Consider the following 20,691-nt stretch of genomic DNA (forward strand, 5'->3'; position numbering starts at 1 on the left):
CTTCCATTCGCGGCGCAAAAACGCTTCGAACATCAGCAGCGCCCACAACGGCGCGCTGTAATCGCGCCGGCCGGACTGGTGCTGCTCGACCATCTCGGCCACGTAAGCCTGGTTGAACAGGCCGGTCTCGGCGAGCGACGGTCCCAGCAGCGAGGTGCGAAGGCGCTCGCGCAGCGGCCCGCGGAACCAGGCCGCCAGCGGCACGGCGAAGCCCTGCTTGCGGCGGTACAGGATGTCGTGCGGCAGATAGGCTTCCATGCTTTTCTTGAAGATATATTTGCCTTCGCTGCCCTTCAGTTTCATGTCCGGCGGCAGGCTCGATATCCATTCGACCAGTTGATGGTCGAGCAGCGGCACCCGCACTTCGAGCGCGTGGGCCATGCTGGCGCGGTCGACCTTGGTCAGGATGTCGCCCGGCAGATAAGTCTTCATGTCCAGGTACTGGATCAGCGACAGCGGGTCGTCGGTGGGCGCGACGGCCGCGTGGCCGCGCATGACCTCGATGGCGCGATAGCCTTGCAGGCCGGCGCGGAACTTGGGCGAAAACAATTTGCCGCGCATGTCGTCGCTCATCAGCGACACGCCGTGGAAATAGCCTTCGACCAGGTCGCGCGACAGCGCCTCGAAGGTGGTCTTGGCGCGGAACACGCGCGGCGCCCAGTCGGCCTTGGGATAATATTTGCCCAGGGCGCCGAACAGCGGCTTGCGCAAGCCTTGCGGAATGCGGCCGCGCACGCGCTGCTCGGCCAGCGCGTAGCGGTAACGCCGGTAGCCGGCCAGGTTTTCGTCGCCGCCGTCGCCCGACAGCGCCACCGTGACCCGCTTGCGCGCCAGCTGGCACACGCGGTAGGTGGGGATGGCCGAACTGTCGGCGTAGGGTTCGTCGTACAGGTCGCTGAGCGTGTCGAGCAGGCCGAAGTCGTCGGTGTCGACGGTTTCGACGTGGTGGTCGGTGCCGTACTGGGCCGCCACCTGGGCCGCGTAGGCCGATTCGTCGAATTCCTTGTCGCGGAAGGCGATCGAGCAGGTGTTGACGGGCTGGTCGCTCAAGCCCGCCATCATCGCCACCACGGCGCTCGAATCGACGCCGCCGGACAGGAAGGCGCCCAGCGGCACTTCGGCCACCAGGCGGATCTTGACGGCTTCGCGCAGGCGCTCGACCAGTTCCTGTTCGGCGTCTTCCTGGCGCAGGCCGGCCTGCACCTGGAACGGCACGTCCCAGTAGCGTTCAGGCTGCGCCAGCGGCGCGCCGACGGCCTGGCTCAGGCGGTAGCCGGGCGCCAGCTTGTAGACGCCCTCGTAGATCGTGCGCGGCTCGGGCACGTAGCCGTAGGCGAAATAATCCTCGACGGCGCGCAGGTCCAGTCCGCGCGGCATCGTCGGCAGCGAGCGCAGCGCCTTGAGCTCGGAGCTGAAGGCGAAATAGCCGTCCGGCAGCGCCGCGTAGTACAGCGGCTTGACGCCGAGGCGGTCGCGCGCCACGAACATCAGCTGGCGCTTGCGGTCCCACAGGCCGAAGGCGAACATGCCGCGGAAATGGTGGACGCAGTCGCCGCCCCACTGTTCCCAGGCGTGGACGATGACTTCGGTGTCGCTGCGGGTCTTGAAGTGGTGGCCGAGCGCCGTCAGCTGCGCCGTCAGTTCGCGGTAGTTGTAGATCTCGCCGTTGAAGCAGACCATGACGCTGCCGTCTTCATTGGCCAGCGGCTGCTGGCCGAGGGCGATGTCGATCACCGACAGGCGACGGTGGCCGAAGCCGACGCCCGGCTCCAGGTAGATGTCGCCCTCGTCGGGGCCGCGATGGTGCTGGGTGTCGTTCATGCGCCGCAACATGTCGCCGTCGATCGCGCGCCCGCCCTGCAAATCCAGTATGCCGACTATTCCACACATTTTGCTTTGACCGCTCCATTGGTAATCTTGCTCATCTTACGTAAACATGGTGCTTGGCACCGCGGGCGCCCGCCGCGTGCCGGAGAACGGGCGAGCCGGTGGCTTAGCCGCGCGGGCAAAGGCGGTGCTTGCTTCAAGTGGAGCGCTTTCATGGGCGGTGGCCGCCGGTGAGGGTGGCGCGCAAGGAGGCGGCATTTCCTTGCAGGAATTGCGTCATCCGTGCGCGAGCCACTTCCGGGTCGTCATCATATGGCGAGAATAGCATAACGACAACGCCATTGGAGCCTCCAGTCATCATTTTTTGCTTAGACTGCAACATTTTCCCCACATAATCGCTGGCCGTCGGCTGACCGTCGATGGCGTACCAGCGCCAGACGAGCAGGCTTTGCTGGCCCTTGCGCAGCGTGGTTTCGCGCACGGCCGGCGGGCCGTCCGCGCCCTGCCCCAGCGCGCGGTCGACGCTGGCGCCCTCGCGCCACGGGCTGTCGGCCATGGTCAGGTGGTGGCCCGAACTAATCAGCTTGGGCCCGTCGCGCTGGTCGCGGTAATACATCAGCGTGAGGCCGACCGGACCGGCCGGCAAGGCGTAGAACTGGCGCAGGCTGCCGCTCGGCGCCTGATAGTCGGGCGTCCAGTCGGTGAAGCCCAGCGCCATCGGCGCCCGCGCGTGGAAGCGCTCCAGTTCCAGCGGCGGCAAAGCGGCGCCGGCCTGTTCCAGCCGGTACAGATAGGCCGGCCATACCAGCAGAGAGGCCGCGATGGTGAGCGCGGCGCCGGCCACCGTCGCGGTCGAGGCCGGGGCCGGGGGCGGGGCGCTCCGGGTCACGCCGGCGGCTGGCGCCTCCTCATCCTCGCGCCAGATATTGCCGATGCGGAACAGCAGCAACATCACGAGGCCGAAAAACACCCAACCGTAAATTAGATGGTCGACGCCGACGGCCAGCGCCATGCCGCTCAGGTGGCCGATCATGATGATCATATAGGCGCGCAAGCCGTTGGCCAGCACCGGCACCAGCACGGCGGCCAGCACCAGCAGCGCGCGCCGGCGCCACGAGCGGTAGGACAGGTAGGCGTACAGGCAGCCGAGGGTGACCGATGAGATCAGATAACGCAGGCCGCTGCACGCTTCGACCACCGACCAGTCGCCGGACGGCAGGCTGATGTGGTTGCCTTCGCGCAGCACCGGCACGCCGGTCCAGCGCAGCGCTTCGACGGTGAAGCCGGCCGTGATCTGGACCAGCGGCGCGATCAGGTTTTCGCCGACCGGCACGCCGAACAGCAGGAATAGCAGCGGGAAGGCGATGACGCGCGCCATGCGCAGGCCCAGCAGCGCGAGCGGCGTCAGCGCCAGCATCGCCGCCAGCGCGTACTGCGACACCACTTGCACGCCGCCCAGTTCGCCGGCCAGCCAGGCGGCGCCGCACAGCGCCAGCGCGGCCAGCGCCGGCCAGCACGGTTGCAGCGGCATCTGGCGCAGCGCGTCGCGGCGGCGCCAAACCAACCACAGGGTGATCGGCAAGATCACATAACCGTGGGCATAGGTGTCGGACCGTTCCCAGATGGCGACGATGGAGGCCGCCGTGTGCCAGTAGGCGGCCAAGGGCAGCAGCAGGATCAGCAGCACGATCAGCGCGGTGCCGGGGGCGGCGGCGCGCGGCTGCCGCGGGGCCGGGGCCGGCGCGCCGTGCGAGAGGAAGTCGATGGCGCTCATGCGGTGGCGCCCCGCTGCGGCGTCGATGCCGATGCCGATACCGGTGCCGGGCCGGCTTGCGCGGCCGGGCCGGACGCGTGGCGCGCGGCCGGCGCGGATTCCGGCATGGCTTCCCGCGCGGGTTCCGTCGTCAATCCCGGCATCGGTTCAAGCGCCGATTCCGGCACGGATTCCGGCTCGAATCCCAGCGCCAATTCGGCCCGGGCCGGCAGCTCCAGCAACCGCGCCAGCGGCGCCAGCCGGGCGTCCCAGCCGTAGGTCGACGTCACCAGCGCGCGCGCGGCGCGGCCCATGGCGTCGCGCACCGAGGTCTGCGGCGGCGCCAGCAAGTGCAGCAGCGCCGCGATGAAGGTGGCGGCGTCGTCGGCCCGCACCAGCTCGCGGCCCGGTTCGGCGTCTATGCCTTCGAGCGCGGCCGGCGTGACGATCACGGCCTTGCTCATGGCCATCGCTTCGAGCACCTTGTTCTGGATCCCGCGCGCCACCCGCAGCGGCGCCACCGACAGCGCGGCATGAACGACATAGGGCCGCACGTCGTCGACGGTGCCGGTGACGCGGATGCCGTCGCGCGCGGCCAGCTGCTGCACCTCGGCCGACGGCCGCGCGCCGACGATGTAAAAGCGCAGCGCCGGCAGGCGGGCGCGCGCGGCCGGCAAGATGGCGTCGGCGAACCAGGTCACGGCATCGACGTTGGGCCAGTAATCCATGGCGCCGCAAAACACCACGGGGATTTCCGTGGCCTCATACGGGTTGGCGCCGGCGTGGGCCGGCGAAAAGAAGTCGGTGTCGACGCCGTTGCTGAAATAGCCGGTCTTGGCGGCCGATTCGGGCGCCAGGCGGCGGAACAGCTCGGCCTCCGGCTGCGACACGAACAGCGCGGCGCCGGACCGCGCGGCCGCCGTGCGCTCGTAGCGCAGCAGACGGTCCGCTTCGTAGCGGTACAGCAGGCTGGCCGGGAAGCGCTTGCGCGCCGCGTACTGGCGCCATTTATCGGAATCGACGTCGCAGAAATCGATCACGCGGCGCATCGGGTCGCCCTGGCCCTTTCCTTCGCCGTCCAGCCAGTATTGCGCCATCGGCGACGAGAACGCCAGCACGCGGGCCGGCGCCACGCGGGCCACCGTCTCGCGGACCCAACGGTCGACGCCGGCGTCGCGGTAATAGTCGAGCGACAGCGCGCGGTTGAACAGCAAGGCGCCCAGGCTGCGCAGCCGCGCCTTGAGCGGCGACAGCGGCGCGAAATGGCTGCTGGCGCACAGCGCCCGCACGGCCGGCACGTGCTGCCAGTCGTCGGCGTCGTCGACGAAGGTGGCCAGGTGCACGCGGTAGCGCGTCGACAGGTAGCGCAGCAGATGGTAGGAGCGGATCTTGTCGCCCTTGTTCGGGGGATAGGGAATGCGGTGTATCAGCAGCAGCAGATCGTCCATGGCGCTTACCCGAGGTTCTTGACGATGTGCGGACCGAGCCGGTTCGCCAGCGGCAGCGGCAAACGCCGCCACAGCCGGATGAAGAGCTGGTATTTCGGGTTGAGCGGGTTGACGTCGGGCACGGCGTCGGCGGCGCACAGCAGGTAGCCGTAGCGCAGCGGCTCGGCGACGAAGCCCCAGTTCTTCTTGAAGTCGAAGGCGCCGGTGCCGCGCTTGCTGCGGCCGAAGTCGAACAGCCGGCAGCCGCGCGCGGCCGAGGCCCGCATCAAGTCCCAGTACATGAAGTCGTTGCCGGCGACATCGCGCGCCACGTCCATGCCGCCGCCGTAGTAAGGCAGCACCTCGTCGCGGAAGAAGAAGCTGAGCACGCCGGCCACCAGTTCCTCGCCGCGCACGATCACGCGCACTTCGCAGTCGTCGCCGAATTCTTCCTTCAGCAGCGCGAAATAGCGCTTGGAAAAGACCGGCGTGCCGAGCCGGTGCACGCTGGTCGCGTAGGCGCGGAAGAAGCGCTCGACATCCTGGTCGACCTCGCCTTGCAGGCCGCATTTCATGCCCTTGCGCACCATCGCGCGCTGCTTGCGCGGGATGGCGTTCAGATTGGCTTCATCGTCGGCGCTGATTTCCTTGCGGAAGGTGACGTAGAGGTCCTTGCTGTGCCAGCGTGCGCCCTGCCCTGGCTCCCGCCCTTGTTCTTGCGCCGACTCCGCCGGCACGCGCAGGTAGCGCATTTCCAGGTGGCCGGGGCGCAGCTCGGCGCTCAGCCGTTCGGCGGCCTGTTCCAGCAGCGCGCGCGCCTGCGGGTCGGTGGCGGCGACGCCGCCGTAGACGCAGAACGGCAGCGACACCAGCGCGTGACCGAACAGCCGGCTCTTGACCTGGGCCAGCGGCAGCACGCCGACGATGTCGCCATCTTGCTCGGCGTAATAAAACCAGGTGCGGTGGCCGAAGGCGCGCTCGATCACCGTCTGCCAGCCGGCGCGGTGGAAAAAGGTCGCTTCGGGACAGGCCAGCACGAAGGCGTCCCAGCGCGCGCGTTGCAGCGGGTCGGCGCCGAGCAGGCCCAGCGTGATGGGCGCGGCCGCCGCCACGGCCGCCCTTTCGGCCGCTGTCGTCAGCTGGCTCACGGCTGGCCCAGGAAGATGCGGTCCATGCGGTCCCAGCCGAAGTCGCGCGTCAGCGCCCGGATGCGGCCATCCATGCGCTCCAGGTTGACGTAGTGGCGGAAGCGCGTCTTCATGCCTATGCCTTGCGGACGCGGCTGGCCGGGATCGATTTCCCACGGGTGGAAATAAAAGATGGCGGGCTGGCCGTCGTCGCGGTTGACGCGCCGTATCATCGAGCGCGACAGCGCGTACGGCAGCAGCCGGAAATAGCCGCCGCCGCCGGCCGGCAAGTTGCGCCGCATCAGGCGCACGGTGGTGATGGGCACTTCCAGCAAGCCGCCGTCGCCGTGCGGATAAAAGGCGAAGCGCGGCGCGTCCGGCATGCCGTAGTGGTCGTGCTTGATCGGGTAGATGCTGGAACTGTAGCGGTAGCCGGCCTCGCGCAGCGCCTCGAGCGCCCACAGATTGGACTGGCCGATCGAAAAACTGGGTGCGCGAAAGCCCAGCACGGCCTGGCCGCCCAGGTCTTCGAGGATGGCCTTGCTGCGCGTGATGTCGTCCGTGAATTCCGGGCGCGACTGCTCGGTCACGCGCAAATGGCCGTAGCCGTGGCTGGCCAGCTCGTGGCCGCCGGCGACGATGCGCCGCACCATGGCCGGATAGCGTTCGGCGATCCAGCCCAGGGTGAAGAAGGTGGCGTGGATGCGGCCCTGTTCGAGGATGCCGAGGATGCGCTCGATGTTGGCTTCGACCCGGCACTCGCGCTGCGGCCAGCTGTCGCGCGCGATGTGGGGCGCGAAGGCCGACACCTGGAAATAATCCTCGACGTCTATCGTCATGGCGTTGCGTATCATCGCTATCGGCGCGCTCATGGCTGGTTGTCCAGTTGCAAACCGGTGCCGCCGGGCGTGCGCACGATTTTTTTCAGGATCGCCAGCACCGAGCCGAGCGAGCGCTCCAGGCGCAACATGCGCACGTCGAGCAGGTCGGCATAGCCTTCGTTCATCAGGCCGCTGACCCTGGCCGCGCCGGCCAAACTCGCCACACCCTCGTCCAGCGTCTCGGGGGCGCCCGGCGGGGCCTGGAATTCCTCGGCGATGTCGTTGACGACGGTGGCGACGATCTCGCCGGTGAATTCATGCATTTCTTCCAGGAAGCCGAGCAGCATCAGGCGGTCGCACAGGTGGTTGGTCTTGCGCGGGATGCCGCCGGCGCTGGCGTAGATGGCGGCGAAGGCGCCCGACGTGAACGCGGGGTCGCCGCGCCAGCCGACGGTGCGCAGCCGGTGCTCGATATACGCCTGGCTTTCCTGCTCGTCCATCGGCCCCAGGTGGTAGGTGGCGATGACGCGCTGGCGCAGCTGCTGCATCTCCGGGCTCAACAAGGTGTGGCGGAATTCCGGCTGGCCCAGCAAAAACGTTTGCAGCAGCGATTTGTCGTCGGTCTGGAAGTTCGACAACATGCGCAATTCCTCGATCACGCGCGGCGCCAGGTTTTGCGCCTCGTCCACCAGCAGCAACGCGCGCTTGCCGTCGCGCTCGCAGCCGCGCAGGAAATCCTCCAGCCGCGACAGCAGCACCGTCTTGCTGACCGTGTCCGCGTGCGGCAGGCCGAAGCCGGCCACGACCATGCGCAGCGTGTCCTCGCTGTCGAGGTGGGTGTTGACAATGTGGGCGGCGACGATGCGTTCGCTTTCGAGCTGGCGGAACAGATTGCGCACCAGCGTGGTCTTGCCGGCCCCGACTTCGCCCGTGATGACGATGAAACCCTCGCCCTGCGCCAGGCCGTATTCCAGATAGGCCATGGCGCGCTTGTGGCCCTTGCTGCCGAAGAAGAAGTTGGGGTCGGGGCGCAGGCGGAAGGGTTTGTCGCTCAGGCCGTAGTAGTGCTCATACATGACGGCGTACTCCGGGTTAGAATTTCATCGAAAGAGACGCCGCGACGGCGTGCTCGGTATAGGTGCCGGACGTGCCCGCGCCGCTGGCCAGCGTCGAGCGGTTGCGCGACTGGCGCAGCTCGAGCACGCCGCTCAGCCTGGACAGGAACTGGTGCGTGACCATCCAGCGCAAGGCGTGGTTGATCTGGGTGTCCTTGGTCAGCGTCAGCGACTCGGTCTTGCTGTAGCTGGCCGACAGCGACATGCTGGTGCGCGGGTTGAGCGTGGCCGACAGTATCGCGCTGACCCCGCTCTGGTTGGTGTTGTCGTTGAGGTCGGTGCTGATGCCGCTGCCCAGCAGCTGGCTGTCTTCCTGCACCGACGAGAGCGCCTGGCGCCGCGTGCGATACAGGCTCAGCAGCCCCGTCGTGCGCGCGCCCGTCAGCGCCACCGATGCCAGCGCCTGCTTTTGCAGGATGTAGCGGTTGCTGAAATAGTTGATGCTGTCGGGCAGCGAGCTGGGCAAGCCGTTGGCGCGGATATACGCGGCCACCGCCGCCGCCCGCTGGACCGGATCGGGTATTTGCGACAGCAACATGGAGTCGAGCAGGTTGGCCGTGTCGAGCGCCGACGGCAGCAGGAATTGCGCGCGCGAGGTCGTCACGTCGTCGTGGTAACTCAGATTCCACACCGTGTGGCGGGTACGCTGCTGCGCCACCAGGTCGTAGCTGGGGCCGTAATAACGCCGGCCCACCGTCGCCTCGAGGCTGGTGCGCGCCGACGGCTGCCATTTGAAGCCGGTCGACCAGGACTTGCCGCCGGTCGGCTGGCCCGGCCCGGTTTCATAGTCGAACTTGTCGTAACCCACGTTTTCGAGCAGGCTGAAGGTATTGGTCAGCGCATAGTGCGCGGCCAGGTTGGCGGCGTCGGTGTTGGACGTCGGCGCCACGTGGTCGTTCAGGGTCTGGTGGTTGAGCGTGACATCCCAGCCCCAGGCGCGCAGCATGGGGCCGTTGCTCAGGGTCAGCAGCAGCGCGTCGCTATTGCTGTTGCCGAAGCCGGCGTTGTCGCTCGACACCAGGTCGTGGGTGTAGCGCAACTGCCCCACGGCCAGGCTGCCCAGCTTTTGCACCAGGTAGGGACTGAAGGTGTAGCTGCGCACCTCGTTGCGGTTGGTGGCGACGTAGCCGGCGTCCGGGCTGACGGGGCCGAAGGCCGACACCGGCTGCTGGCTGACGCCGGCGCGGAAGTCGAGGAACAGTTCCTCGCCGATCAGCCTGGCCTTGCCGTTCAGGGCCAGCTCGTGGTTGACGCTGTCGACGCCGTTCAAGTCCGCGCTGGCATAGTGGTAGGCGTGCAACTGGTAGCTGCCCTGCAATTGCAGGTGGGAATTGTGCTCGTTGACGTCGAAGCCGGGTATGACTTCACTGACCAGCTGGCTGCGGGCCTGGGCGTCGTTGCTCAGCAACACGTTGTCGGTCCAGGTTTCGCGCACGTCGACCTTGGGCGTGAATTGCAGGTCGGCGCGGGCCGCCGGCGCCAGGGCCAGGCCGGCCAGCACCGCCGCCAGCCCGCCGCGGCGCTTAGTTATAGTGATAATCATACGACTCGACACCATGCATGCGGCGCGATTTGTTATAGATCAGATTGATGTTGCTGCACCCCTCGAGCTGGCGCAGCGACTCTTTCAGCGCGTGCTGGGTGGTCTTTTCGGCTTCGACGACGACGACGATCTGGCCCATGTGGCTGGCCAGCACGTGCGCCTCGCTGGTCAGCAGCAGCGGCGGCGAGTCGAAGATGATGATGCGGTCCGGGTAGCGGCTGGCGATTTCCAGCACCATGGCGTTCATCGCATGGCTGGCCAGCAATTCGGTGGCGCGCGCGTTGGCGGTGCCGGCCGGCAAAATGGTCAGCTGCGGCACGTTGGTGCGCAACAGGACGTCGGCCATGTCGACGGTGTCGTCGAGCAGCAGATCCATCAGGCCGGCGCGCTGCGGCAGGCCCAGCGTGCGCAGCACGGACGGGCGGGCGACGTCGGCGTCGATCAGCAACACCGTGTGGTCGAGCTCCATGGCGATGCTCATGGCCAGATTGATCGAGCAATAAGTCTTGCCCTCGCCCGGCAGCGAACTGGTGATCATGATCAGGTTGCCCGGATTTTGCAGATTGCTGCGCTTGGTGAACGCGGTCTTGATGAGCGGGCGCTTGATGATGCGCAGATCTTCCACCAGCGAAGTACGGCCGCCGCCGGCCGTCACCAGGCCGATGCGGTGCATGCGGTTCAGGTCCAGCTCGATTTCGTGGTGGGTGGCGCGGGTGTCGTCGCCGGCGGCGCGGGCGGCCGGCGCGGCGGCCGCAACGGGATGGTCGAGCGCCTCGGGCGCGATCGCCGGCTCTAACGGTGCTGGAGGCGCGGCCGCGGCGCGCGCCTGGCCCATGCGGCTGGCCGCTTTTTCAATAATGCTCACATTTACTCCTGTACTTGAAAATCAGGCCGGCCGCAGGACGGTCCACACTACCACGCCGCCGTAGGCGGTAAACAAGGTGGCCAGCGCCACGCCAAAGGCGTACAGCCGGCGCCGGCGGTTGATAACTTGCGGATCGGTCCAGTACATATCGATGCTGCCGAGCACGGGCAAGCCCGACACGTCGCGCAAGATGGTCTGACTGAGGAAGGTCGGACGGATCTGGCTCATCAACAAGGTTACCCCCAAACCCGTCAGCAAGGCGCCCGCGAAGACCATGGAATACAGGCGGATACGGTTGGGACCGGCCGGCTGGCTGGGCACCGTCGGCGGATCCACGACGCGGAAACTGAGCATGTCGGTGGCCGAGCTGAGGTCGCCCGACAGCTTGGCGGCGCCGCGCCGCGACACAAGCTTTTCATAGTTGTCCTTGTTGACGGAATAATCGCGGTTCAGCTGGGCCAGCTGGGCTTCGACTTCCGGCGCCAGATTGCTCTGGGCCCGCATGCGTGCCAGCCGCGAGCCATATTCGCCGACGCGCGCCTTCAGCGACGCCATGCGTGCCTCCTCGACCGACAGCGCCACATTCATCTGCTGCAACATGGGGCTGTAGTTCAGGCCGGGATCGCTGGCGCGGGCCTTCTTGCCGAGCTCCTTCTTGCGCGCCTCCAGCTGGCCGATCAGGTGCTTGGCGGCCACGATGTCGGGATATTCGTCCGTGTATTGCAGGCGCAGGCTGTCGAGCTGCTTTTGCAGCGCCGAGATGCGGCTGTCGAGTTCGGGATCGGACGAGGTTTGCGGCGCATCGGTGGCGTCGGTCACGGGCGCCATATCCTCGCCGGAAATCTGGCGCTTGATGGCGTTGCGCGCCTGCTCCGATTCCAGCAACTCCAGCTTGGCCTGGTTGAGCTTGTCGCTCAGTTCGGAGTAGCCGGCGCTGTAATCGGTGCCGCCGTGGGGCAGCATGCTCATGTTGCGGATCTTGAATTCCTTGAGCGCGTTTTCACCGGTGGCCAGTTTTTCCTCGTACATCTTGATCTGGTCGTCGATGAACTGCACGGCCTTTTCGGAATCCTGCTTCTTGTTGCCGTAACTGCCTTCGACGAAGATGGTCAGCAGCGCCTGCACGATGTTCTTGCCGAGCACGGGATTCGGATTGCTGTAGGAAATGGTGTAGATGTCATCGTGGTCGGTGCCGGTCATCTTGATCTGCGCCATCAGGTCGTCGATCAGCTTTTCGCTGTCCTTGGGCGACTTGACCTTGATGTCGAGGTCGACCATGCGCAGCACGCGCTCGACGTTGGGCCGGCTGATCAGGGTGCGGCGCATGAAGCTGACCTGCTGCTCGACGTCGAGCGTGGTCGTCATGCCGGCCATCAACGGTTTCAAGATGCTTTGCGTTTCGACATAGACGCGCGCCGACGCCTGATAATCGTTGGGCATGCGGTACACGACCACCCATCCGGCGATGGCGACCACCCAGGCGATGGCAACGGCATACCATCGATACTTACCTATGGCCTTGAGAAAGGTCAAAAACACTGTCATTAATTCTGCCATATTGCCTCATACACCTAAAAAATCGCCACCCAGTTCCGAGCACATCGGTTTATTTTCGATATGACCAGAAAACCAACTGCATTATGATTTTGCTATGTTACCTTACTATGGATTGTTTGCGTTCTCAAATAAATTATCTTTTTAGTCAACGAGGCAACAGACATAGCCACAAGTCAATGGTATGGTACAGAAATGTTGATTATAAAAAAACAAATTTTTCGCACCGCCATGGCGGCCGCAATATTGCTCGCCGCACCGATCTGCTGCGTAGGCGCAACGCTGGCGCAGACCATCACGAGCGTCAAGCCGGCCATCGTCGGCATCGGCACCATGCTGCCCTCGCGCAGCCCGGCCGTCAGCTTTTTCGCCACCGGCTTCGTCGTCGGCGATGGCCTGAGCGTCATCAGCAACGCCCACGCGGTTCCGGCCGTGCTCGACGCGGCCCACCGTGAAGTGCTGGGCGTGGTCACCGGCAATGGCGACAAGCTCGAATTCCGCTCGGCCACGGTGGTGTCGATAGACAAGGAGCACGACCTGGTGCATTTGCGGCTGAGTGGCGCGCCGCTGCCGGCCTTGCGTCTGGGCGACTCGGCCACCATGCAGGAAGGCGACTCGCTGGCCTTCACCGGATTTCCGCTCGGCATGAGCCTGGGCATGCAGCCGGTCACGCACCGCGCCACGCTGTCGGCCATCACGCCCATCCTGCTGCCGGCGCTGAGCGCGCAACAGCTCGACGCGCGCGCCATCAGCCAGCAGCGCAAGCCGCCGTTCCTGATCTTCCAGCTCGACGGCACGGCCTATCCGGGCAACAGCGGCAGCCCGCTGTACGATCCCGACGACGGCGCGGTGTACGGCGTCATCAACATGACGCTGCTGAAAAACCTGAAGGAAAACGCCATCAGCGCGCCCAGCGGCATCAGCTACGCCATCCCCGCGCATTTCGTCCAATTGTTGCTGCAGCAGGACGCCGGCAAAAAATAAAGTGCTGACATTGTATAGGCTAAAAGGTATTTCTGATGTAGAATAAACATATCAAAATGATAAGCTCTCGTTACGCAAGAAAATACGCAAGCAACCATGGCGGCCGCCACGCCACCGCCCCAGACAGGAGATACTCCGTGATTCGATTCCGTTTCAACACCCTGCGCACCGGCTGCGCAACGCTGCTTTGTGTGCTGGCGATGGCTGGCTGCGCCGGCAACCGCCCGCTGGCCGAAAGCACCAGCGCGCCGGTGGTCGCGCCCGATTACCTTATCGGCCCTGGCGACAACGTCAACATCAATGTGTGGAAGAATCCGGAAGTGTCGCAGACGGTGCCGGTGCGGCCGGACGGCAAGATCACCACGCCGCTGGTCGAGGACTTGCCGGCCAGCGGCAAAACGCCGACCCAGCTGGCGCGCGACATCGAAAAAGCGCTCGGCAAATACATCCAGCAGCCGCAGGTGACCGTCATCGTGACCGGCTTCGTCGGCACCTACTCGGAACAGATACGCGTCATCGGCCAGGCCGCCAAGCCGCAGTCCCTGCCCTTCCGCAGCGATATGCACCTGATGGACGTGCTGATCGCCGTCGGCGGCGTCACCGAGTTTGCCGCCGGCAACCGCGCCACCATCATCCGCAATATCGACGGCAAGAACCAGCAGTTGCGCGTGCGCCTCAACGACCTGATCCAGGACGGCGACATGAACGCCAATGTGGCCATGTTGCCCGGCGACATACTCGTCATACCGGAAAGTTTCTTCTGATCGCGTGTCGGTTTTCTTTACACTTTGTCCCGGCGGCGCCCGCTACGGCGCGCCGGACCAGGGCGCTTACGGGGCAAATCGGGGATTTCCCTCAAGCTGGTCTGAAACTTGCTTAAACTAAGCCAAATCTAATAGCCTTGGGAAGAGACAACGTGACTCCTGAACCTCATGAAATAGGCGGCGCCATCGAGCCCGTCCCCGGCATTCCCGGCCTGTCGCTGCGCGGCGCGTCGCGGCGCCGCTTCACCCGCGCCGGCGTGGCCGCCTCGGGCGTATTGCTGACGCTGCACAGTCAACCCGGCATGGCTTGCGACATCTGCAACACGCCGTCGGGCTACCTGTCGGGCGGTCTGCAAAGTTTTCGCGGCGCCAAGCCGGTCTGCACCGGCCGCAGTCCCAGTTACTGGCAGGGCGCGGCCTGGCCGGGCGGCTGCAACAAGACCAGTATGTTCAGCACCGTGTTCACCTGCACCGGCAGCAACAAGACCACCTACGGCAAGTGCTCGCTGCAATCCATGTTGACGCTGCAATCGTTCGACAAGTACGGCGTCGGCAATGCGCTGGTGGCGTGCTGGCTCAATGTGCACAGCAGCAAATCGACCTTCCAGACCGAGACCATGCTGAAAAATATCTGGAACGAATACCAGAGCAAGGGCTATTATTCACCGACGGCCGGCGTCTCCTGGACCGGCACCCAGATTGTCGCCTATCTGAAAGGCACGTATTATTGATGATGTGGAACATCGTTTCCGGCCAGTCCCTGCATCACCACCGATGGGGCGATGATTACGTGCTTTATAACGATTTGTCGGGCGCCACCCACATGCTCGACGACGACGCCATGCAATTGCTGCTGGCCTTGCGCGACGGCGACGTCGAGCAGGCCGAGCTCGACGATCCGGCGCTGGCCGACGCCCTCGCCAGCCTGGCCCAATTGCACCTGATCGTGCCGACGCCATGAACACCGTTTCCTCGCTGAGCAGCACGGAACTGGCGGCGCGCCTGGCGGCCGGCCTGCACCTGCGCACCGGCAATTTCACCACGCGGCTGCAAACGGCCATCCCCAGCGTGGCGCGCGGCATCGGCCTGCTGTATGCCGATTACGCCATCGAAGGCCCGGCCTCCTTCGCCGACTTCCACCTCGAACTGGCGCGGCCGCGCAATCCGCGCCGCTGGATACGGCCGCAAGTACAACTGCTGTACGACGGCCGCGCCCTGTTCAAGCCGCTGCCGCTGGACCAGGCCTTCCCCATGTTCGAATGGGGCTTGAACTGGTGCATTTCCAGCCGCGCCCACCGCTACCTGATCGTCCACGCCGCCGTCGTCGAAAAGCACGGCCGCGCCGCCATCCTGCCGGCCCCGCCCGGCTCCGGCAAGAGCACGCTGTGCGCGGCCCTGGTCGGACGGGGCGGCTGGCGTTTGCTGTCGGACGAGCTGACGCTGTTGCGCCTGGACGACGGCCAGCTGGCGCCCGTGCCGCGCCCGATCAGCCTGAAGAACCAGTCGATAGAGCTGATACGCGGCTATCTGGGCGACGCCGTGCTCAGCGACCCCGTCAGCGACACAACCAAGGGCACCGTGGCCCACATGAAGGCGCCGCGCGAGAGCATCGAACAGTCGCACTGCGGCGCCACGCCGGCCTGGGTGGTGTTTCCCCAATACGCGGCCGGCGCCGAGCCGGTCGCCACGCCGATGGCGCCGGCCCACACCTTCATGCAACTGGCCGACAACACTTTCAACTACAGCCTGCTGGGCGTGCAGGGTTTCGACGCGCTGGCGCGACTGATCGACGCCAGCGCCGGCTACCAGTTCCGCTACAGCCGCCTCGACGACGGCCTCGCCTTCTTCGACCGCCTCGCCGCCGGGCAACAGCCATGACGGCGGCCACCCGCCCGCCCCTGCTGCTGCAAGCGCTGCGCGACCCCGACATGCTGCGCGCCTGCACGCCGGCGGACTGGGACGTGCTGCTGCGCCAGGCCGCCAGCGCCAACCTGATGGCCGCGCTGTGGCATCTGGTCGAGCGCCACGGCCTGCTGGCCGAGCTGCCCGGCTACGCGCGCGAGCAGCTGGCCTGGGCCGACATGTTGGGCCGGCGCCACCGCCAGGCCGTGCTGTGGGAAGTGCGGCTGATCGCCCAGGCGCTGGCCGGCCTGGGCCTGCCGCTGATCTTGCTCAAGGGCGCGGCCTACCGCGTGGCCGGCCTGCGCTGCGCCGACGGCCGCCTGTTTTCCGACATCGACATCCTGGTGCCGGAAGCGCGCCTGGCCGAGGTCGAGGCGGCGCTCATGCTCAACGGCTGGGCCAGCGCCCACCAGGACGACTACGACCAGCGCTACTACCGGCTGTGGATGCACGAACTGCCGCCGATGCAGCACATGTGGCGCTCGACCGTCATCGACGTCCACCACGCCATCCTGCCGAAGACGGCGGCGCTGCGGCCCGACCCGGCGCTGCTGCGCGCGGCCGCCGTGCCGCTGGCCGGCCAGCCCGGCATGCAGGTGCTGGCGCCGGCCGACATGTTGTTGCACAGCGCGGTACACCTGTTCCACGACGGCGAATTTAAGCACGGCCTGCGCGACCTGCTCGACATCGACGCGCTGCTGAGCGAATTCGGCCCGCAGCCGCAGTTCTGGGCCCGGCTGCCGCAGCGGGCGCTGGAGCTGCAGCTGCAAAGGCCGCTGTTCTACGCGCTGCGCTATTGCCAGCGCCTGCTGGGCACGGCCGTGCCGGAGGCCGTCACGGCCGCGCTGCGCCCGGCCGGTCCGGGCCCGCTGCTGCTGATGCTGATGGACGCCCTGTTCGACCGCGCCCTGCTGCCCGAACACCCCAGCTGCGACGACGGCTTCAGCGCCGGCGCCCGCTTCCTGCTTTATCTGCGCGGCAACTGGCTGCGCATGCCGGCGCTGCTGCTGGTGCGCCACCTGCTGCACAAGGCCTTGCTCTCGCCGCGCAAGGAAGAAACGCCGGCCGTGCATTTGCGCTAGGCGTACACTGACGATACCGCGGCGCGCGCCGCTTGCCGGAAGGGAATCATCATGCAACCATCGGCCACCCTGCTCATCAAGTTGCAAGACTTGTCGCAGTTCCTCGCCGCCGGCAACCTGGACGACGACCTCAACCATCAGGCCGCGCTGACGGCCCGGCTGCTGGGCGCCGACACCTGCTCCATCATGCTCATCAACGACGGCGGCGGCGAGGACCTGCGCATGAGCGTGTGCGCCACCCACGGCCCGCTGCCGGCCGCCGCCTGGAAGGCCACGGTCGGGCGCGGCGAAGGCATCGCCGGCCAGGTGCTGGCCAGCGGCGTGTCGCTGCTGGTGCCCGACATCACGCAGTCCAGTTACGCCCACCTGGCGCGCCGCGGCGGCGACGCGCGCCGCAGCCTGATGCTGGCGCCGATACGGATGGACCACAAGATCATCGGCCTGGTCAATGTCAGCTGCGGCCAGGCCAAGGCTTGCTTCGACGCCGAAGACCTGCACCTGCTCGACGTGCTGACCCTGTTCATCGGCAAGTCCATCCAGGTGCTGCAACTGCAAACCATCCTCAATTCGCGCTTCACGCAGATGGCGCTGATGGCCGCCATGCGCGCCGACGGCGCCGACCCGGTCCGCTTCCAGCAGCCGGAACAGCTGGCCCGCCTCCTGGCCAAGTCCTTCTACAAGGAAATGAACCGCGCCGGCTTCGATTCCAGCCAGATCGTCCAGGCCGCGTCGGAAATCATCACCCAATTGCATGCCGAGCTGCACGAGCAGCAAACCGTCTCCGGCGCTGCGCCCGGCGACGAAGTGCTGCACTGATACCTAACGCGGGCCCGCCGCCGGCGGCAAAAAAAAACCGCCCGCATCGATACGATGCGGGCGGTTTTCGGCGATCAGCCGACGCCGGCGCGGGGCCGGCGCAGACTATCAGGCGCGGCGGCGGCGCACGAAAGCCAGCGTGGCCAGGCCCAGGCCCAGCAGGCCGATGGAAGCTGGCTCAGGCACGGCTTCCAGCTTCAGCTGGCCGCCATTGTTGACGAAGAAGTGATTTGGCTCGACGTTCGGCACGGTGCCGCCCAGCGCCGTCACCAGATTCGGGTCGATCGAGACCGGGCATGCCGCGTTGCAACCACCGGTCAAGTCTTCGCTGGCGTTGGAGGTGACGAAACCGAGCGTGAAGGCCAGCGGCAGCGGCGTGCCGGTGCTGTCGCGCCACACGCCGGCCGCCAGGAAGCTGGCGGAGAAGTTCAGGGTCAGGCTGCCGTTGGACGATGGTGTGCCGTCGGGGTTGACGCTGGAACCGGAAGAGCCGGCGATCTGCGTGAACGTGGCGATCTTGGTGCCGCTGGTGGCGCCGTACACGTTGGCGGACGAGGTACCATAGGTGATGGTCGGGCTGTAATAGATGTCGAGCAGGCCGCCGGCGTTGAAGCTCAGGCCGCCATTCAAGACGGCGGTGCCGGTGGCGCCGTGGTAGTAGGCCGTCAACTGGCCTCCACCCAACGGCAACACTACGCCATTGCCTTTTTGGGTGAAGTTGAAGACGCCGGTGTCGGTGAAGGTGAACACGCTCGGATCGCCGGTCGGCGAGTTGTTGACATAGCTTTCGCCGTTGAAGCCGAGCTGGCTCAGACCGATATCGAGCGGGCCGCCTGGCAGATTCAGCTGGAAATTATCGATTTCGTTCGCCGAAGCGACCTGGCCCGACGCTGCCATGACGATAGCCGCGATCGCGGCGCAGCAAGTTTTAGCGCGAATTTTCATTTTTTGTCCCTCGGTTGAATACATTGATAGAAAGCTGTCCTACCCTGGCTATAAAGCATCTTCCATGCCAGTGGGTACAAGTTATTGAAAACAAAGGTAAAAGCTCTTTTTCAGCATATCCGAAAGAAAATATGTGTAAGGTTTTCCGACATTCTCCCGCCGCCGCGCGTCAAAAAAAGTAAAGTTTTCCGACAAGGCCGGACAGCGCTCAGCGCAGCAGCTGGCCCAGGGGCTTGCGCAGCGAGCGCGCGTGCGGCTGCGGCCCGGCGCCGAGCCGGCCCATGTAGACCGGATAACCTGCGCCCTGCTCGATCAGCGCGGCCATCTCGCCTTCGAGCGCGCGCGCGCCGCGCTCGAGCGCAGGATCGACGGAAAATTTGATACCTTGCCGCAAATACGACGTGAAAATCAGCGGCGTCATTTCCGGCTGCATCAGCAAGCCCAGCCCGGTCAGCGTCAGCCAGAAACGCTGCACCGCCCGGCCCGCCGCCACATAATCGTCTATCGTCTGCGGCGCGCGGTCGGCCTTGATGACGTAGTGGGCGGCGCAAGCGAGTCCCGGGATCAGGTCCATCTGCAGCCGCGGCGCCCAGGTGCCGAGCACCGTGTTCATGGTCTTCATGCGCGGCCAGCTGTGCATGGCCCAGCGCATCAGCTTGGTCGTCATGGCGTCGACGCCCAGGGCCTGGTCGGGCACCTTGTCGAGGCTGTGGCGGGCATCCCATTCGATGATGCTGCGGTGCACTTCGAACGCTTCCGGCATCGTCAGCCGCAGCCTGGCGTTCTTGTACATCAGCCAGGCGGCGCGACGGCGTTCAGGGCCTTCCAGCCACTGGATATGGAAGCCGCCGCCCACGGCCGCTTCCAGCGCGCGCTTTTCGGCCGTGGTCAGGGGCCGCCGCAGCAGCGGCCGGCGCTGCACGGTGCGGCGCTCGATGCTGGCGATCAGCGAACTGGGGCGCAGCGCCGGATCGGCGCTCAGGCGCACCTGGAACACCGGCCGCAACTCGTCGCCCTCGCGCACGACGTCGGCCCGCAAGCCGTGGCCGCTGGCCGCGATGCTCAGCGTTTCGAGCAGGGCGCCGTAGGAAATCTGGCTGGGATGGCCGTGCAGGTCGTAGACGCAATGGTCGCGCGTGTCGTGGCAATAAATCGTCACGTGATCGACGGCGACGATGTCGAATTCCCACACTTGCGTGTTATCGCCGCTGGGGGCCCAGCGCGCCAGGTCGAGGATTTTGACGAGGGTGGCGATGCTGTTCATGGCTGCGCCTTCGCCTGTGCGGCGGCCTGGGCGGCCGCCAGCGCCTTGCCGTAGACGCGGGTGCCGATGGCGATCGCCAGCCGCTGCATGGGATGGCGGTTGCCGCCGGGACGCCAGGTGCGCGCCAGCTTGCTGCGGTAGGCGTCGAAATGCAGGCCGTGCGGCGCGGCCCGGACGTCGCCGCGCCCCAGCAGGATTTTCAGCGCCTCGGTGGCGGCCACGCCGGCGCACAGCTGGCAGGCCATGATGGTCGACGGTCCGCGCCGCTCGGCCAGGTTGACGGCCGACGGCACCACCAGATACGGCCGATGCAGTCCGGCCGGGGCCAGGCCGACCAGGAAGCGGATCGCTTTTTCCAGCTCGGGCCGGTCGCCCCACTGGAAGTACTCCTCGAACGTCATCTGGCCCGGCAGGAAACTCAGCACGGCCGTGCCCATGCCCAGCGGTGCGGCCGTCGTCGACGGGATGCCCAGCTCGGCGCACTTGGCGAAGGTCATCTGGCGCGCGTCGAAGGCGAAGAAATCCAGGCTGTCCATGTAAAAATCGACGCCGGCGAGGAATTCGTCGACGTTGTCGCGCGTGACGCCTTCGCTGAAGACCTTGACCTTGGCCTCGGGATTGACGTCGCGCACCATGCGCGCCATCACGTCGACCTTGGGCTGGTCCAGCGTCGACATGGTGGCGCCGACCTGGCGGTTGAAATTGGGAATATCGTAAGTGTCGAAGTCAGCCACATGGAAATTGGCCACGCCCAGCCGCGCCAGCGTCATCAACTGCACGCCGCCGACCCCGCCGCCGCCGGCGATGGCCACAGTCTTGCCGCGCAATCGTTGTTGTTCCTCCGGCGTCACCCAGCCGATATTGCGCGAAAACGCCGCGTCGTACGAAAAAATTTTGCTCAT

18 protein-coding genes and 1 pseudogene are annotated in these 20,691 nt (G+C 66.2%); 7 read left to right on the forward strand and 12 right to left on the reverse strand.

From position 1 onward, the window contains the following. Positions 1 to 9: 9 nt before the first annotated feature. The 9 genes and pseudogenes from Q0S71_RS03525 to Q0S71_RS03565 all read right to left on the reverse strand — a co-directional run. Positions 10 to 1,890, reverse strand: a pseudogene (locus Q0S71_RS03525) (XrtA/PEP-CTERM system amidotransferase); the annotation flags it as partial. A 148-nt stretch (positions 1,891 to 2,038) separates the two neighbouring features. Continuing rightward, a complete protein-coding gene (xrtA, locus tag Q0S71_RS03530; protein ID WP_295991402.1) occupies positions 2,039 to 3,601 on the reverse strand; it encodes an exosortase A in 1,563 nt (520 codons plus the stop codon). Then, positions 3,598 to 5,028: a TIGR03087 family PEP-CTERM/XrtA system glycosyltransferase gene (locus tag Q0S71_RS03535; protein ID WP_295991404.1), complete on the reverse strand. Its 1,431-nt coding sequence runs from the start codon at positions 5,026 to 5,028 to the stop codon at positions 3,598 to 3,600. The genes xrtA and Q0S71_RS03535 overlap by 4 nt, the downstream gene beginning before the upstream one ends. A 5-nt stretch (positions 5,029 to 5,033) precedes the next feature. Further along, positions 5,034 to 6,155, reverse strand: a complete 1,122-nt coding sequence (locus tag Q0S71_RS03540; RefSeq protein WP_295991406.1) for a FemAB family XrtA/PEP-CTERM system-associated protein — start codon at positions 6,153 to 6,155, stop codon at positions 5,034 to 5,036. Next, positions 6,152 to 7,006, reverse strand: coding sequence for an XrtA system polysaccharide deacetylase (locus Q0S71_RS03545; protein ID WP_295991410.1), 855 nt, complete (start codon positions 7,004 to 7,006; stop codon positions 6,152 to 6,154). The genes Q0S71_RS03540 and Q0S71_RS03545 overlap by 4 nt, the downstream gene beginning before the upstream one ends. Then, positions 7,003 to 8,031, reverse strand: coding sequence for an XrtA/PEP-CTERM system-associated ATPase (locus Q0S71_RS03550; RefSeq protein WP_295991412.1), 1,029 nt, complete (start codon positions 8,029 to 8,031; stop codon positions 7,003 to 7,005). The genes Q0S71_RS03545 and Q0S71_RS03550 overlap by 4 nt, the downstream gene beginning before the upstream one ends. 16 nt (positions 8,032 to 8,047) lie before the next feature. Next, positions 8,048 to 9,613 (reverse strand): TIGR03016 family PEP-CTERM system-associated outer membrane protein, encoded by a 1,566-nt coding sequence (locus Q0S71_RS03555; RefSeq protein ID WP_295991415.1) that lies wholly within the window; start codon positions 9,611 to 9,613, stop codon positions 8,048 to 8,050. Then, the gene (locus Q0S71_RS03560) at positions 9,594 to 10,478 is read right to left on the reverse strand and encodes an XrtA-associated tyrosine autokinase (protein WP_295991417.1); all 885 of its coding nucleotides are present in this window, start codon (positions 10,476 to 10,478) and stop codon (positions 9,594 to 9,596) included. Before Q0S71_RS03560 ends, Q0S71_RS03555 begins: the two co-directional genes overlap by 20 nt. A gap of 21 nt (positions 10,479 to 10,499) precedes the next feature. Beyond that, a complete protein-coding gene (locus Q0S71_RS03565) occupies positions 10,500 to 12,023 on the reverse strand; it encodes an XrtA system polysaccharide chain length determinant (protein ID WP_295991419.1) in 1,524 nt (507 codons plus the stop codon). Positions 12,024 to 12,263: 240 nt separating this feature from the next. On the opposite strand from Q0S71_RS03565, the gene Q0S71_RS03570 reads away from it, so the two are divergent. The 7 genes from Q0S71_RS03570 to Q0S71_RS03600 all read left to right on the forward strand — a co-directional run bounded on the left by Q0S71_RS03570 (position 12,264) and on the right by Q0S71_RS03600 (position 17,580). Then, positions 12,264 to 13,016, forward strand: a complete 753-nt coding sequence (locus tag Q0S71_RS03570; protein WP_295991421.1) for a serine protease — start codon at positions 12,264 to 12,266, stop codon at positions 13,014 to 13,016. 200 nt (positions 13,017 to 13,216) lie between these two features. Beyond that, positions 13,217 to 13,780, forward strand: a complete 564-nt coding sequence (locus tag Q0S71_RS03575) for an XrtA/PEP-CTERM system exopolysaccharide export protein (protein ID WP_295991758.1) — start codon at positions 13,217 to 13,219, stop codon at positions 13,778 to 13,780. Positions 13,781 to 13,932: 152 nt separating this feature from the next. Next, a complete protein-coding gene (locus tag Q0S71_RS03580) occupies positions 13,933 to 14,511 on the forward strand; it encodes a hypothetical protein (RefSeq protein WP_295991423.1) in 579 nt (192 codons plus the stop codon). Beyond that, on the forward strand, positions 14,511 to 14,741 hold the full coding sequence (locus Q0S71_RS03585; RefSeq protein WP_295991425.1) for an HPr-rel-A system PqqD family peptide chaperone: 231 nt from the start codon (positions 14,511 to 14,513) through the stop codon (positions 14,739 to 14,741). The genes Q0S71_RS03580 and Q0S71_RS03585 overlap by 1 nt, the downstream gene beginning before the upstream one ends. After that, complete coding sequence (locus Q0S71_RS03590) at positions 14,738 to 15,658, forward strand: HprK-related kinase A (RefSeq protein WP_295991427.1); 921 nt, start codon at positions 14,738 to 14,740, stop codon at positions 15,656 to 15,658. The genes Q0S71_RS03585 and Q0S71_RS03590 overlap by 4 nt, the downstream gene beginning before the upstream one ends. Further along, positions 15,655 to 16,764: a nucleotidyltransferase family protein gene (locus tag Q0S71_RS03595; protein ID WP_295991429.1), complete on the forward strand. Its 1,110-nt coding sequence runs from the start codon at positions 15,655 to 15,657 to the stop codon at positions 16,762 to 16,764. Before Q0S71_RS03590 ends, Q0S71_RS03595 begins: the two co-directional genes overlap by 4 nt. Before the next feature lie 51 nt (positions 16,765 to 16,815). Further along, on the forward strand, positions 16,816 to 17,580 hold the full coding sequence (locus Q0S71_RS03600; RefSeq protein ID WP_295991431.1) for a GAF domain-containing protein: 765 nt from the start codon (positions 16,816 to 16,818) through the stop codon (positions 17,578 to 17,580). 108 nt (positions 17,581 to 17,688) lie between these two features. On the opposite strand, the gene Q0S71_RS03605 is transcribed toward Q0S71_RS03600, so the two are convergent. The 3 genes from Q0S71_RS03605 to Q0S71_RS03615 form a co-directional block, all read right to left on the reverse strand. Continuing rightward, on the reverse strand, positions 17,689 to 18,477 hold the full coding sequence (locus Q0S71_RS03605) for a PEP-CTERM sorting domain-containing protein (protein ID WP_295991433.1): 789 nt from the start codon (positions 18,475 to 18,477) through the stop codon (positions 17,689 to 17,691). Positions 18,478 to 18,733: 256 nt separating this feature from the next. Continuing rightward, a complete protein-coding gene (locus Q0S71_RS03610; protein WP_295991435.1) occupies positions 18,734 to 19,789 on the reverse strand; it encodes a molybdopterin biosynthesis protein MoeY in 1,056 nt (351 codons plus the stop codon). Further along, the gene (locus Q0S71_RS03615; RefSeq protein ID WP_295991438.1) at positions 19,786 to 20,691 is read right to left on the reverse strand and encodes a ThiF family adenylyltransferase; all 906 of its coding nucleotides are present in this window, start codon (positions 20,689 to 20,691) and stop codon (positions 19,786 to 19,788) included. Before Q0S71_RS03615 ends, Q0S71_RS03610 begins: the two co-directional genes overlap by 4 nt.

It is taken from the genome of Rugamonas sp. (assembly GCF_025354735.1).
Lineage (GTDB): Bacteria > Pseudomonadota > Gammaproteobacteria > Burkholderiales > Burkholderiaceae_D > Rugamonas.